Genomic DNA, 11,723 nt, shown 5'->3' on the forward strand with positions numbered 1-11,723 from the left:
ACCGAGGAGCTGGCAGAGAGGGGCTTAGAGATAATGGAGACCGCACTGAAGGACGCGCTGGCTGGCAGGGTGACCCACAGGGTCGTGACGTGGCATTGAGTACCTCGGGATTCTTTTCAATATTTCTTCATCCGCTAACCATTTAAGCTAATGGGTCAGATACTACCCCGGTGCCAGAGATGTTTGAGTCACTAAAAAGAGCCTACCACCGGTGGCGCTCCAGATGCCCCTTTGTGAGGCGCTTCGAGGCCTGGAGGATGAAGAGGAAGGCCGGGGAGTTCAGGGTTGAGACAAAGAAACAGGCATGAACCTCTCTCCCGTCATTCAACAACGTATCTTTCAATTTTGTGTACCCAAGCGCCGGAACAAGGGATGAAGATCGGAGCTGAAAATCGAAACGCACGACCAAAGGAAAAAGCAAAAATCCCTCAAGCCCCCAGCATCTCCCCGAGAACCTCCACAACCTTGCCCTTCTCCACTGCCCTCTGTTCGCCGCTCTCCATGTCCCTTATCGTTACTTTGCCCTCGGAGAGGTCCCTCTTTCCGACGAGGACGACGTAGGGAACGCCGAGCCTTCCGGCGTAGTCGAGCGCCTTACCTATCTTCCTTCCGGTGAGTTCGTAGTCCGCCTTGATACCGGCCCCTCTGAGGGCACTCGTTATCTCAACCGTGACCTTCCTAATCTCGGCGTCCTTCCCGATCGGGATCACGTAGACATCAGGCTTAAGCTTCGGCTCCGGGATGAGGCCCTTCCACTCAAGGATTGGAATCAGCCTCTCGATGCCTATGGCGAAGCCGGTCGCGGGAGTTGGCTTGCCCCCAAAGACCTCTATGAGGTTGTCGTACCTCCCACCGCCACCGATCGAGCCGATTCCCAGGTCGTTGGGCGCTATGGCCTCAAAGACTATGCTCGTGTAGTAGTCGAAGCCCCTCGCAATGCCCAGGTCTATGAGGATCTTCTCCCTAACGCCGTACGCCCCGAGAAGGTCAACCAGCTCGTAGAGCCTTTTTATTTCCTCCTTTGCCGCTTCGCTCGTAAAGAGCTCCTCGGCCTTCGGGAGAACCTCGTCCGGCTTCCCCTTGATCTCGATCAGTGAGAGAACCTTCCCGATTCCCTCTTCGTCAAGCCCAAAATCTCCCAGGGCGGCGATGAAGTCCTCACGGCTCATCTTGTCCTTCTTGTCTATAAGCCTCATGAGCCCAACGTCGTCCTCAACGCCGAGCATCCTGGCGAACTCGTCGAGAAGAACCCTGTCCCCGATGTTGACCGTGAAGTCCTCAAGGCCGGTCGAGAGGTAGCTCTCAACGAAGAGGGCTATGACCTCTGCATCGGCCTCCACCCTGTCGCTTCCGAGGAGCTCCACCCCTGCCTGCCAGAACTCCCTATAGCGGCCGCTCTGCGGCTCCTCATACCGGAACATGTTCGCTATATAGTACCACTTTATCGGCTTGGGCGCGTTCTGGAAGGAGTTGACGTAAAGCCTGGCAACGCTCGACGTCATGTCCGGACGAAGTGAGATGTTCCTGCCTCCCTTATCATCGAAGGCGTAGAGCTGTTCCACCACTTCCTCGCCGCTCCTCAGCTGGAAGAGCGTGGTGTATTCAAAGGTCGGCGTGAGCACCTCATGAAAGTTGTATCTCTCAAACACCTCGCGTATTCTCTCAAATACCCATCTCCTCTTGGCCATTTCCTCGGGGAGCAAATCTCGCGTTCCCTTAACCTTTTCAAGCCTAACTTTCATCTTCAACCCTCCTTTTCCTGGAAAAAGCAGAGGGGGTTAAAAGTTTAGCCCAAGAGTTTTTGACATTCTGCTAAGCGGCCGACGTCATGAGCAGGTAAATTCCGACGACGCCCTGCACCATCATCTGCGCCCCAATCGCCATCGTGAACATACCGATTATCCTGATGAACACTCCAAGGGTCGTTTTACTGACGTTCTTGATTACGTAGAGGGTCACGAACATCGTGAGCGCCGTTAGCAGGATTGCAATGAATATAGCGGCGGTAGCATGGCTAATGCCCCTCTCGGCCGTCAGGGTTATCGCCGTTGTTATCGCAGCCGGCCCAGCTATCAGCGGCGTCGCAACAGGAACCGCGGCCAGAGCAAGTATGTTCTTCTCCTTCTTGAGGGTCATCATACCACCGCTCTCAAGGGCCTCAAGGCCTATCTTGAAGAGCACGAAGCCGCCCGCCACGCGGAGGGCGTTGATGTCGATATGGAATATCTGCTGGAGGATTATCTGCCCGGAAACGGCGAAGAGGAACAGGAGGAGAAAGCCTATCAGGTTCGCCCTGACGATGAGGGTTCTTATGTCCTCTATGTGGAAGTCCTCCCTCAGCAAGCTGACCAGGAGTATCTTGTCGCTCGGGTCTATCATGATCAGCATGAAGAGCGCCGAACTGAGTATCGAAAGCCACTCGCTCATGTCCACCAATGCGGCGAGGGTTTTATAAAGCTATGCCCAACTATGTACGTGATGACGAGACCGGCACTGACTGAGATGTGATGAGTACCCGGTTGGCTGAGCTATCTCTTCGAGAATGCGAGCTTGAGGAGCGGCGGCGTCACGAGCGTCGTCGCCATGACCATCGCAATGGCTATGGAAAAGCTCTCGTTCGTGAGTATTCCCTCGGAAAGACCGATATTGGCCATTATCAGGCCAACCTCCATTCTCGGAATCATTCCAACGCCTATCTGAAGGGACTCCACGGGGCTAAACTTTGAGAGGAGACCCCCAACGCCACAACCGATGACCTTACCCACAATGGCAAGGGTAGAGTAAAGCAGGGCAAATGTTCCCGCCGCAAGAACCACGTGGGCATCGGTTTCGGCTCCAACGCCGACCAGAAAGACAGGAATGAAGAAAGCGTAGCCGAGGGTGATGATCTTGTCGGTTATCTTTCTAGCGTCATCGCTCCCCGCGACGAGTATCCCGGCCAGGTAAGCACCTGTTATGGCAGCTATCTGGAAGTACTCCGCAAGGTAGGCGAAGATCAGCATGACCACTATCGAGACCGTCGTTACGGTCTCCGGAAGATTGATCCTGTGAGAACCTTTGAGAACCCTCTTGACGATTCCCCTACCGATAAGGTAGCTGAGAAGGAAGAAAGCGGAGATTTCAACGAGGAGAACGGCTATGTCCTCTACGTAAACCGTTCCCTTGGTGTTCATGGCCACGAGAATTGTAAGGATTATTATGCCCAGAACGTCGTCCACGACGGCGGCGGCTAAGATGGCCGCACCCACACGGGTTCTGAGGCGCTTCATCTCCATGAGAACGCTCGCCGTTAAGCTGACGCTCGTGGCCGTCATAACACCACCGAGGAAAAGGGCCTCCATACTTTGATATCCCCATCTAAGGGCAACGGCGTAGCCGAATATGAACGGGACCGCAACCCCGAGGGAGGCTATGAGAAAGGCCGGAAGACCGACGCGCTTGAACTCTTCCATATCGGTTTCAAGGCCCGCCAAAAATAGCAGCATTATGACGCCCAGCTCAGAGATGAGCCGAACACCTTCCCCGTACGTGACAAAATCAAGGAGAGAGGGACCGAGGATTATCCCTCCTATTATCTGACCCAAAGCTGCGGGAAAGCCGAGCTTACTGCTCACATAGCCCATCAGCTTAGCAGTTACCAGGATTACCGCCAGCTCGAGGAAGACGTCCATTCTAACACCCGAGTTTGGTTGTTATAGGGAGACAAGGCGTATCAGACGGATTATGTCCTTCACTTCAAGAAGGCCATGGACTCTGTTGTCATCATCGACAACGGGAAGGTGGTGCTTCCCGCTCTCGAGCATTATCCTTATCGCATGTCCAAGGTCATCGTCAATCCCAACGGTTATGGGCTTGGTGACCATTATGTCCTCAACCCGCGTCGCCCTCGTGACCGAGTACCTCTTCAGCAGGCCAAAACCCACTATCGAGTGTCTTCGAGGAACGTCAAAGAGATGGAGTATGTCCTTCATCGTGACAAACCCGACCAGCTTTCCCTTGGAATCAACGACGATGGCGGAGCTTTCTTCCTCCCCCATCCTCTCGATGAGAGTTACCAATGAGTCGTGAGGGTGAACGACGAGGTAGTCCCTGTCCATGACCAGCCTCACAGGAACCCTGGAAACGTATCTGATGTTGTGACTTAGCTCCTCCTTTCTCTTAAGCTGGAGAAGCCTCCTCTTGCTGTGGATTATCTTTATCTTCTTCGCCTTGGCGTTTTTGGATTTCTCCCCCGGCATGCTCCCACTGAGAACCATAGTTCCCAATTCTGTTTAAAGGTTTCGGGAGGTTGTTACCATATTATTGTTAAAAAGTTGGACATAATAAAAGCAGATTAACCAAAAACTTGCCAAAAAGTTTTTAAGGGATTACCCATAAACCCCGGCAAGGGAAATATGGTTTCTGGGAAAACCTACGATGTCGTCATAATAGGCGCCGGCCCGGCTGGACTTTTTGCGGCCTACGAGCTGGCGGAAAGGGGCGATTTTAAGATTTTGATAATCGACGAAGGCGGAGACATTGACCAGAGGATCTGCCCGATGTACGATCTCGGCTACTGCATAGGCTGCCAGCCTTGCCACATAATGAGCGGCGTCGGCGGTGCCGGAGGACTGAGCGACGGGACGATAAACCTCCGCCCGGACATCGGCGGCGACCTGAGCGAGCTCACCGGCGACGAGAACTACGCCTGGCAGCTCGTCTGGGAGGTGGACAGGATCTTCCTCAGGCACAGAGCGCCGAAGAACCTCTTCAAGGGCAACCCCGAACAGGTCAGGTACTGGGAGCAGAGGGCCGCCCAGGCGGGGGTAAAGTTCATCCCGATAATCCAGAGGCACATAGGCTCGGACAGAACCCCCGAGGTCATAGCCGACATCAAGAGGCACCTCGAAGGCAAAGGCGTTGAGTTCTTCCTCTGGACGAAGGCGCTTGAGTTCGGCCGGGGCTTGGTAAGGGCAAAGCGCGGAAAGGACGTCTTCGAAATAAAGGCCCGCTACATCATCGCCGCCCCGGGCAGGGGAGGGGCCGAGTGGTTCCATGAGGTGGCGCAGAGGATGGGCCTCAAGGCCAGACACGGGCCAATCGACGTCGGTGTGAGGGTTGAAGTGCCCGCGATAATCATGGAGCCAATAACGAGCATAAACCACGACCCCAAGTTCCACATCTACACCGACACCTACGACGATTTTGTCAGAACCTTCTGTACCAACCCGAGCGGCTTCGTCGTCGAGGAGCGCTACGACGGCTACGTTGGCGTCAACGGCCACTCAATGCACGGGAAGAAGAGCAACAACACGAACTTCGCCTTCCTGAGCAGGATTGAGCTGACCGAGCCGGTTGAAGACACGACCGCCTACGGCAGGAGCATAGCCCGGCTGGCAACCACCATAGGTGGAGGAAAACCCATACTCCAGAGGCTCGGTGATTTAAGGCGGGGAAGGAGGAGCACGTGGGGCCGCATAAGGAGGAGCGACGTTGAACCAACCTTAAAGCACGTCACCCCCGGAGATATAGCGATGGCTCTGCCCCACCGCGTCGTTACCAACATCCTGGAGGGCCTTGAAAAGCTCGACCGCGTTCTCCCCGGAGTTGCAAGCGACCACACCCTGCTCTACGCGCCGGAGATCAAGTACTACGCCATGAAGGTTGAGGTTGATGAAAACCTTGAGACGAGCATCGAGGGAATCTTTGCCGCCGGCGACGGCGCCGGGCTGAGCAGGGACATAGTGAACGCCGCCGCGACTGGAATCCTGGCGGCGAGGGGGATACTGAAGAAGGATGGCCTTTACACCGAGAAGGACTTCAGAAAGCCGGGAAACTGGAAGAAACGAGTAGAGTCCACAGACTAACGGTTACCTTTTCTTTTGGGATTCTTATCCCTCTGCTCGGGCACCGTTTGTACCCACAAGGTATATTTAGATCCGGCGCGGATGTTGGTATAAGTGGTTTGGCATGAGCGAGATAATTCAACGACTCTTGCGGAAGAAGGACGGCATTGCCCTGGTAGAGTACCGCTCAACGGACCATCCCGAGAGGATATTCTACGAGATACTAACGGGATGGAGAGAAGTGGGAGTAACCCCACTGATAGTCGACATATGGGACACCCTTCACATCTTCACTCAGAACCTCAGGTTTGCAGGTTTGAGCCTTAAACTTGATGACGTGCCAGTGATAAAGGAGAAGGGGACAATAAGGATAGGAAACGTACTCGGCTTGGTGGACGTCATAGAGGACTTTGAACACCATCTGGCATCCTACGGACGGCTGGCGAAGAACGTCCCCGAAAAGAGCAGAAATCACACAATAGTCCTTGGGATGGAGAAGTTCTCATTTACTTTTCTCGACGACCCTCCAAAGCTCGAAAGGTACTTTGAAACCGTAACCCGGAGATACCTCCCGATCAGATGTAAGATGAACTTCCTGTTCCTGAACACCAGTATAGCTTCCGAGTACCTCAGGAAGGGGCTTGAACAGGACTCAGACTATGTCCTCCGGGTTTCTGGAAGAAGGGTGGAACTGCTGAAATTCCCGGAGGTGAGCGAGGATGAGATTTGAGGAGTACCTCGGAACCATAAAACCTGGAGAAAGCGTCCTCATAGAGCATACATCACTCTCAAAACATCCGGTTATCTTCCACCTCATAGGGACAAACTACGGCTGGAACAACATGCTGGTAATCGACATAATAGACTCCCTCATGCCAATCCTGAGGTGGCTCAGCATCTCCGGAACCTCCGTTCCGGACAACATCGCCAGGATAAGAGCCGGGGGAACTTCCCAATGGGGGAGGGTAATACTCGAAGTAGACCCACACAAGGATCCCGGAATATTTCTAAGCAGGTTTACCCAGAAGTTGCGGGAGCGTTACTCGAAAAACCCGGAGACTGTTACGGTGATACTGAACCCCGAAAGACTGATACCACTCCAAAACAACAATAGGCGTTTTATACTTGCCCTATCCAATCTCGCCTCGGCTTTCGTCGGAAACTCCAAAAGAATAACTTTCTATTTTGTCAACCGAGAGATGGTCGAGGGCATGTATCTGGCCCTTCTTGAGGAGGCGTTTACACGCGTCCTCATCGTCAAAAATGATGGGAGGGTTCTAATAGCCAAGTCCCCCCATCTGGAAGAGGAGGGCATGAGCCTGGAAATATGACCGCGTTTAGGGATTAAAATTAAAAGGCCACCACCTCCTCTATTTTCGGTGAGATGAAATGCCAATGAGGTGCAAGTTCTGCGAGAGACCGGCCTTCATCAAGCTCCACTACCCGAGAACCTATCTCTGCCCCGAGCACTTCACCGAGTACTTCGAGAGGAAGGTGAAGAGGACGATAGAACGCTACAAGCTGATCAGACCGGGCGAGAGGATTCTGGTCGTGGTGAGCGGGGGAAAGGACTCGGCCGTTACAGCCCACGTCCTCAAGAAGCTCGGCTACGACATCGAGTGCCTCCACATCAACCTGGGGATAGGCGAGTACTCCGAGAAGAGCGAGGAATATGCAAAGAAGCAGTGCGAAGCTCTGGGGGTTCCCCTCCACATCGTCAGGGTTAAGGAGCTTTTGGACCATGGAATCGGCGAAGTGAGGACGAGACGGCCCACATGCTCCTACTGCGGCCTAACCAAGCGCTACATCTTCAACAAGTTCGCCTACGACAACGGCTTCGACGCGGTGGCGACGGGCCACAACCTCGACGACGAGGCGAGCTTCATATTCGCCAACCTGATGAACTGGAACACGCAGTACCTGGCAAAACAGGGGCCGATAACTCCGGAACAGTTCAACGGAAAGCTCGTGAAGAAGATAAAGCCGCTTTACGAGCTGACCGAGAGGGAGGTGGTCGCCTACGCCCTGGCGAACGGCATAGAGTACCACATCGAGGAATGTCCCCACGCGGTTGGAGCTACGACCATAGAGTACAAGGGCATACTCAACGAGATGGAGGAGAAGAGGCCGGGAACCAAAATCAACTTCGTGAAGGGCTACCTGAGGAAGAAGCACCTGTTCGAGGTGGAGCTCCAGGAAACGGAGCTGAGGGAGTGCAAAGTTTGCGGAATGCCGTCGAGCGGGGAGGTCTGCTCGTTCTGCAGGTTCTGGCGCAGGGAGGAGCCCCTGAGCTTCAATCTGGGGACAAGGGAAGGTATTTAAGGGTTCACTAAGTACAATAGTGCACCAGTGAATGCAGTAACGTTCGGAGGGAATGTGTATGGACGTGGCAGATACCCTCATAACGAGTCTCTGGGAGTCCCTAAAAATGGGGGAGCTTGTCGTCATAGAACGAACCGACAGCAGGGACCAGTACTTCGGACTGTACCAGCTTCTCACCTGGGGAGAGTCCAAGGGGTATAAAATCATCGTGGTAGATGTCTTCGACTCCTTCCACCTCATAAAGGCCAAAGCAAGGCTCACGGGCATAAACACGGAAATATTCGACAGGGTGGCTGCCATCAAAATCGGAGGCAAGATCCGGACGGGACGGGTTGTTGGAACCGTTGAGGAAGTCTCCGAGCCCGCGATTCTGATAAAGAAGTTCAAGGAAGCCTACGAAAAGGCCCTAACCTCAGATGAACCTATACTGACTATCGTCCTCGGGCTGGAGAAGCTCTTCATAGCCTCCGAGTTCTCATCAAAGAACGTCCAGGCCATAATCAGACTGATGTCCAAATACGTCGGGGATGAGAGACGGCTGGGGATTCACCTGGTGAAGACCAGCATCATAGACCCCAGCAAACAGTCCGTCATAAACCTCCTGGAGGACATCGCGACCACTGTGATAAGGGTATCAAAGAAAGACAAGATCACCGAATTCCACGTGGTCAAATCTGTGAACCGCAGGCTGGAGGGAATGACCGTCAGGGTGTAATGGAATCGCTGGCCTGCATATGCTGCCTTGCTTTTCTTCTTATTCTGTACATCTCCGGAATCGAATAGTAGCCGTATATGACCATGACCCTGCCCGCGATGATGAGGAGTGCTCCGATGTAGACTATGAGAAGCGGGAGCCCAAGCAGGATAAGGACGTATCCCCATATCACCGGGGGAACGCCCGAGGCGCGGTACAGGTAGTAGTTGGCAAGTATCTCGAAAAGATACGCCACCGCGAAGAGAACCATGCCCGCCCTGAAGGAGCCCGCCAGGAGAACCACTGCGGCGACCAGCGACGTCACGACGGCAAACACGACGAACCTGAATATTCTGTTCTCCCCGAAGACCTCCGCAAAGCCGTTCATCCCGAGGGCATACGCCCCAAACCCAAACAGCGAGACCAGAAAACCCAGGAAGCCCCCAGCGAGCCCGGCCAATATCAGAACCACCTGGCCTATGACGGCGTTCCTCGCGGCATCCTCTATCATGATATCACCATTTGGAGTAGAAAAGTGGCCTTAAAAATATTTTGGAAATTGTTGAAAATGAGAAGTTAAAAATTCAGAGCTCCCTGAACCTAATCCTGAATCTCAAATTCCCGTCCACAGGGAACAGCAGGGTATAGCTGACGCCCTGCTGGATGAAATCCCATCCGGCTTCGCTCTGGCTGAGGGTCTTTATCGGGTACTTCCAGACCCTCGCCTCCCTGTCAAGTTCTATCTCCACCTTTCCGATGCCGTAGGGATCGTTTACCTCAAAGCTTTTCGTCTCGAACTCCTCGGGCCTCTCCATGACGCTGTGGACGGCCAAGTTGATCTCGACTCCGAACATGGTCTTGGCATCACTCTTTACCACGTAGTCAACGCTAAAGCCCTCCTCTCCCAGATGGAATGACTTTTCAACCCGTGCAGCCCTTCCAGAGACGGTTCCCTCGCGCCAGAGGGTGACGCCCCCATCGAAGGTTCTGTAATCGTACGCTCCCTTCACGAAGTCACCGAGCTCCAGGTATCTCGCAAGGCGGTACTCGTCTATATCCGTCTCCGGGTCGAGGAAGTGGTCCTGAAGGAGCGCCCTTAGATAGCTGTCGTAGGCCAGTTCACGCCTTATCTCGTCGGGAATCTTCTTGCCCAGCTCGTGTATGCTTGCAACTCCCTCGTCACCGCCCTCATCCGGGGTGGCCGCCTCGGGAACCTCGTGATAGTGTTCCCACCGCCTCGCGAGAACGTTGTTGTAGTTGACCGCCTTCTTCTTTGAACTCAGCTCGAAGAGTGCTCCACCGTAGGAGGGCTTAAACACCGCATAAAATCGCCCGTTCTCCAGAAAGACCTCGTCATGTCCGTCGAAGTCTATGTCCCTCACGAGGGTTCCAATCTTCACGTAGCTGTTCGCCCGGATGAGGTTCTCCCAGACGGCCTTCCTGAGGTGGGGGAGATAGACACCCCCGAAGACGCCGTGCCAGTAGGCATCGTTGCACTGGGCCTTAAGAAGGAAGTGCCTAGCCTCGGGGTTTTCCCTCACCAGCTTGCTCACCATGAGCATTCTCTTGTGCATGTAGTTGCTCTCCGGGTACTTGAAGAAGAAGTTCTTCCAGATTCCGCCGCGGACGAAGACCCGGTATTTCTCAAACTTTCCATGCTGCTTCAGTGTCTCCACGAATTCGACGAAGAGTTTCGCCTGCTCCGCGGGCAGTGACCACTCACTCATCTCGAAGTAGGAAGCTATCGGAAGATACACTATGCCCTTCGGCTTAAATCTCGAAAGATACTCGGAGTAGAGGGTTAGATTTATCCTCTCATCACTTGAAATTCTGTCAAAGAACTTCCTGAGCCACCCTTTTTCATATACCCACTCGTGGGTTCCCGGCCAGACACCGAACTTCTCGCCGTCGTCGTGGAAAACAGCAACCTTGCTCTCGTCGCCGTCGTCGAGGGAGTGGAGGTACTCCACCGTTTTCTCAACAGGGCGGAATGGTATGAGGTAGCGCAGCTTCTCGTCTATCGGAAAAACCGCTATTACCTCCCCGCCATCCTCAGTATAGTACGGCCAGAAGAGCTTCTCCTTGGCCAAGCCCGCGCTCATGAAGTGATAATCGTCAACGATAACGTACTCTATACCAGCCTGGCGGAGGCTCTTGACCAGCTCGGGCTGCCACACGCGCTCGGTCAGCCAGACGCCCTTGGCCTCGTAGCCGAGCTTCTTGGCAAAATCCTTTAGAAGTTTTATCTGCTCTATCCGATCTTCCTTAGGGATCGCCGCCAGAACGGGCTCGTAAAAGCCGGCGACGACTATCTCAAGCTGCCCCTTCCGGACAAGGGAACGGAGAAGGTCAATATACTCCGGCCGGTTTTCCTCCAGCCACTCAAGGAGGGGACCGCTTATGTGAACCGCGACCTTCATGTTCGGGTAGTCTTCAAGTGTCTCCATGAACGGCCTGTAGGAGCGCTCGTAGGCACTCTCCAAGACCCAACCGAAGTTACCGAGAGGCTGATGGTTATGGATCCCGAATATGAAGTTCACCATGGCAACCACCCCTGTTATCACTACCAGTGATATGGAAAGAAAAGCATATAAACCTTTTTCTCCAAATATTCACTAACGGTGACTACCGTACACCCTTGGGGACTATACACCATCGGAGGTGTGTGGTGTGAGGAAAACCACGACGTTTGTATTGATAGCCATCCTTGTTCTCAGCCTGGTGCCTTTTGGCAGGTTTGCAAGTGCCCTCTATGGAACCAAGATCATAGACGGAAGCCTAAGCGACTGGACTGCCTCGGATTTGATAGCGGTAGGACAAGACAACGGGCAGGCCGGAGCTAATCTTGACAGGCTTTACGTCTCGTGGGACGATCAGTACCT

The 11,723-nt window shown here is 53.9% G+C and carries 13 protein-coding genes; 7 read left to right on the top strand and 6 right to left on the bottom strand.

Annotated features, from left to right (window positions below; translation table 11 throughout):
* Positions 1–179 precede the first annotated feature (179 nt).
* On the top strand, positions 180–308 hold the full coding sequence (locus tag F7C11_RS01110; RefSeq protein ID WP_297090111.1) for a hypothetical protein: 129 nt from the start codon (positions 180–182) through the stop codon (positions 306–308).
* A 120-nt stretch (positions 309–428) separates the two neighbouring features.
* Here F7C11_RS01110 and hisS read toward each other — a convergent pair whose 3' ends face one another.
* The 4 genes from hisS to F7C11_RS01130 form a co-directional block, all read right to left on the bottom strand.
* Complete coding sequence (hisS, locus tag F7C11_RS01115; RefSeq protein WP_297090130.1) at positions 429–1,742, bottom strand: histidine--tRNA ligase; 1,314 nt, start codon at positions 1,740–1,742, stop codon at positions 429–431.
* A 70-nt stretch (positions 1,743–1,812) separates the two neighbouring features.
* Positions 1,813–2,427: a MarC family protein gene (locus tag F7C11_RS01120; RefSeq protein ID WP_297090113.1), complete on the bottom strand. Its 615-nt coding sequence runs from the start codon at positions 2,425–2,427 to the stop codon at positions 1,813–1,815.
* Positions 2,428–2,528: 101 nt separating this feature from the next.
* Positions 2,529–3,671, bottom strand: coding sequence for a cation:proton antiporter (locus F7C11_RS01125; protein WP_297090115.1), 1,143 nt, complete (start codon positions 3,669–3,671; stop codon positions 2,529–2,531).
* A 21-nt stretch (positions 3,672–3,692) separates the two neighbouring features.
* The gene (locus F7C11_RS01130; RefSeq protein ID WP_297090117.1) at positions 3,693–4,256 is read right to left on the bottom strand and encodes an HPP family protein; all 564 of its coding nucleotides are present in this window, start codon (positions 4,254–4,256) and stop codon (positions 3,693–3,695) included.
* Positions 4,257–4,394: 138 nt separating this feature from the next.
* Here F7C11_RS01130 and F7C11_RS01135 point away from each other — a divergent pair, with 138 nt between their 5' ends.
* From F7C11_RS01135 to F7C11_RS01155, 5 genes are all read left to right on the top strand, one after another.
* Positions 4,395–5,846 (top strand): NAD(P)/FAD-dependent oxidoreductase, encoded by a 1,452-nt coding sequence (locus tag F7C11_RS01135; protein ID WP_297090119.1) that lies wholly within the window; start codon positions 4,395–4,397, stop codon positions 5,844–5,846.
* Positions 5,847–5,949: 103 nt separating this feature from the next.
* Positions 5,950–6,555, top strand: a complete 606-nt coding sequence (locus F7C11_RS01140; protein ID WP_297090121.1) for a DUF257 family protein — start codon at positions 5,950–5,952, stop codon at positions 6,553–6,555.
* The gene (locus F7C11_RS01145; RefSeq protein ID WP_297090123.1) at positions 6,545–7,156 is read left to right on the top strand and encodes a DUF257 family protein; all 612 of its coding nucleotides are present in this window, start codon (positions 6,545–6,547) and stop codon (positions 7,154–7,156) included. Before F7C11_RS01140 ends, F7C11_RS01145 begins: the two co-directional genes overlap by 11 nt.
* Positions 7,157–7,220: 64 nt before the next feature.
* The gene (locus F7C11_RS01150) at positions 7,221–8,147 is read left to right on the top strand and encodes a TIGR00269 family protein (protein WP_297090132.1); all 927 of its coding nucleotides are present in this window, start codon (positions 7,221–7,223) and stop codon (positions 8,145–8,147) included.
* Between the two features lie 58 nt (positions 8,148–8,205).
* Positions 8,206–8,862: a DUF257 family protein gene (locus F7C11_RS01155; RefSeq protein ID WP_297090124.1), complete on the top strand. Its 657-nt coding sequence runs from the start codon at positions 8,206–8,208 to the stop codon at positions 8,860–8,862.
* Here F7C11_RS01155 and F7C11_RS01160 read toward each other — a convergent pair.
* Together F7C11_RS01160 and F7C11_RS01165 are read right to left on the bottom strand one after the other, a co-directional pair.
* The gene (locus F7C11_RS01160) at positions 8,852–9,352 is read right to left on the bottom strand and encodes a hypothetical protein (RefSeq protein ID WP_297090126.1); all 501 of its coding nucleotides are present in this window, start codon (positions 9,350–9,352) and stop codon (positions 8,852–8,854) included. The two genes, F7C11_RS01155 and F7C11_RS01160, sit on opposite strands and share 11 nt — an antisense overlap.
* Before the next feature lie 73 nt (positions 9,353–9,425).
* Complete coding sequence (locus F7C11_RS01165) at positions 9,426–11,384, bottom strand: alpha-amylase/4-alpha-glucanotransferase domain-containing protein (RefSeq protein WP_297090134.1); 1,959 nt, start codon at positions 11,382–11,384, stop codon at positions 9,426–9,428.
* Positions 11,385–11,511: 127 nt separating this feature from the next.
* Between F7C11_RS01165 and F7C11_RS01170 the strand changes: the two genes are divergently transcribed.
* A partial coding sequence (locus F7C11_RS01170; protein ID WP_297090128.1) for a hypothetical protein occupies positions 11,512–11,723 on the top strand: 212 nt, incomplete at its 3' end.

It is taken from the genome of Thermococcus sp. (assembly GCF_015521605.1).
Lineage (GTDB): Archaea > Methanobacteriota_B > Thermococci > Thermococcales > Thermococcaceae > Thermococcus.

Bases quoted from the DNA above. Each gene is read 5' to 3' on its own strand.
- F7C11_RS01130 (WP_297090117.1), bottom strand. From the start codon at position 4,256: ATGGTTCTCAGTGGGAGCATGCCGGGGGAGAAATCCAAAAACGCCAAG.
- F7C11_RS01155 (WP_297090124.1), top strand. From the start codon at position 8,206: ATGGACGTGGCAGATACCCTCATAACGAGTCTCTGGGAGTCCCTAAAA.
- F7C11_RS01120 (WP_297090113.1), bottom strand. From the start codon at position 2,427: ATGAGCGAGTGGCTTTCGATACTCAGTTCGGCGCTCTTCATGCTGATC.
- F7C11_RS01135 (WP_297090119.1), top strand. From the start codon at position 4,395: ATGGTTTCTGGGAAAACCTACGATGTCGTCATAATAGGCGCCGGCCCG.
- F7C11_RS01125 (WP_297090115.1), bottom strand. From the start codon at position 3,671: ATGGACGTCTTCCTCGAGCTGGCGGTAATCCTGGTAACTGCTAAGCTG.
- F7C11_RS01145 (WP_297090123.1), top strand. From the start codon at position 6,545: ATGAGATTTGAGGAGTACCTCGGAACCATAAAACCTGGAGAAAGCGTC.
- F7C11_RS01165 (WP_297090134.1), bottom strand. From the start codon at position 11,384: ATGGTGAACTTCATATTCGGGATCCATAACCATCAGCCTCTCGGTAAC.
- F7C11_RS01160 (WP_297090126.1), bottom strand. From the start codon at position 9,352: ATGATAGAGGATGCCGCGAGGAACGCCGTCATAGGCCAGGTGGTTCTG.
- F7C11_RS01140 (WP_297090121.1), top strand. From the start codon at position 5,950: ATGAGCGAGATAATTCAACGACTCTTGCGGAAGAAGGACGGCATTGCC.
- F7C11_RS01150 (WP_297090132.1), top strand. From the start codon at position 7,221: ATGAGGTGCAAGTTCTGCGAGAGACCGGCCTTCATCAAGCTCCACTAC.
- hisS (WP_297090130.1), bottom strand. From the start codon at position 1,742: ATGAAAGTTAGGCTTGAAAAGGTTAAGGGAACGCGAGATTTGCTCCCC.
- F7C11_RS01110 (WP_297090111.1), top strand. From the start codon at position 180: ATGTTTGAGTCACTAAAAAGAGCCTACCACCGGTGGCGCTCCAGATGC.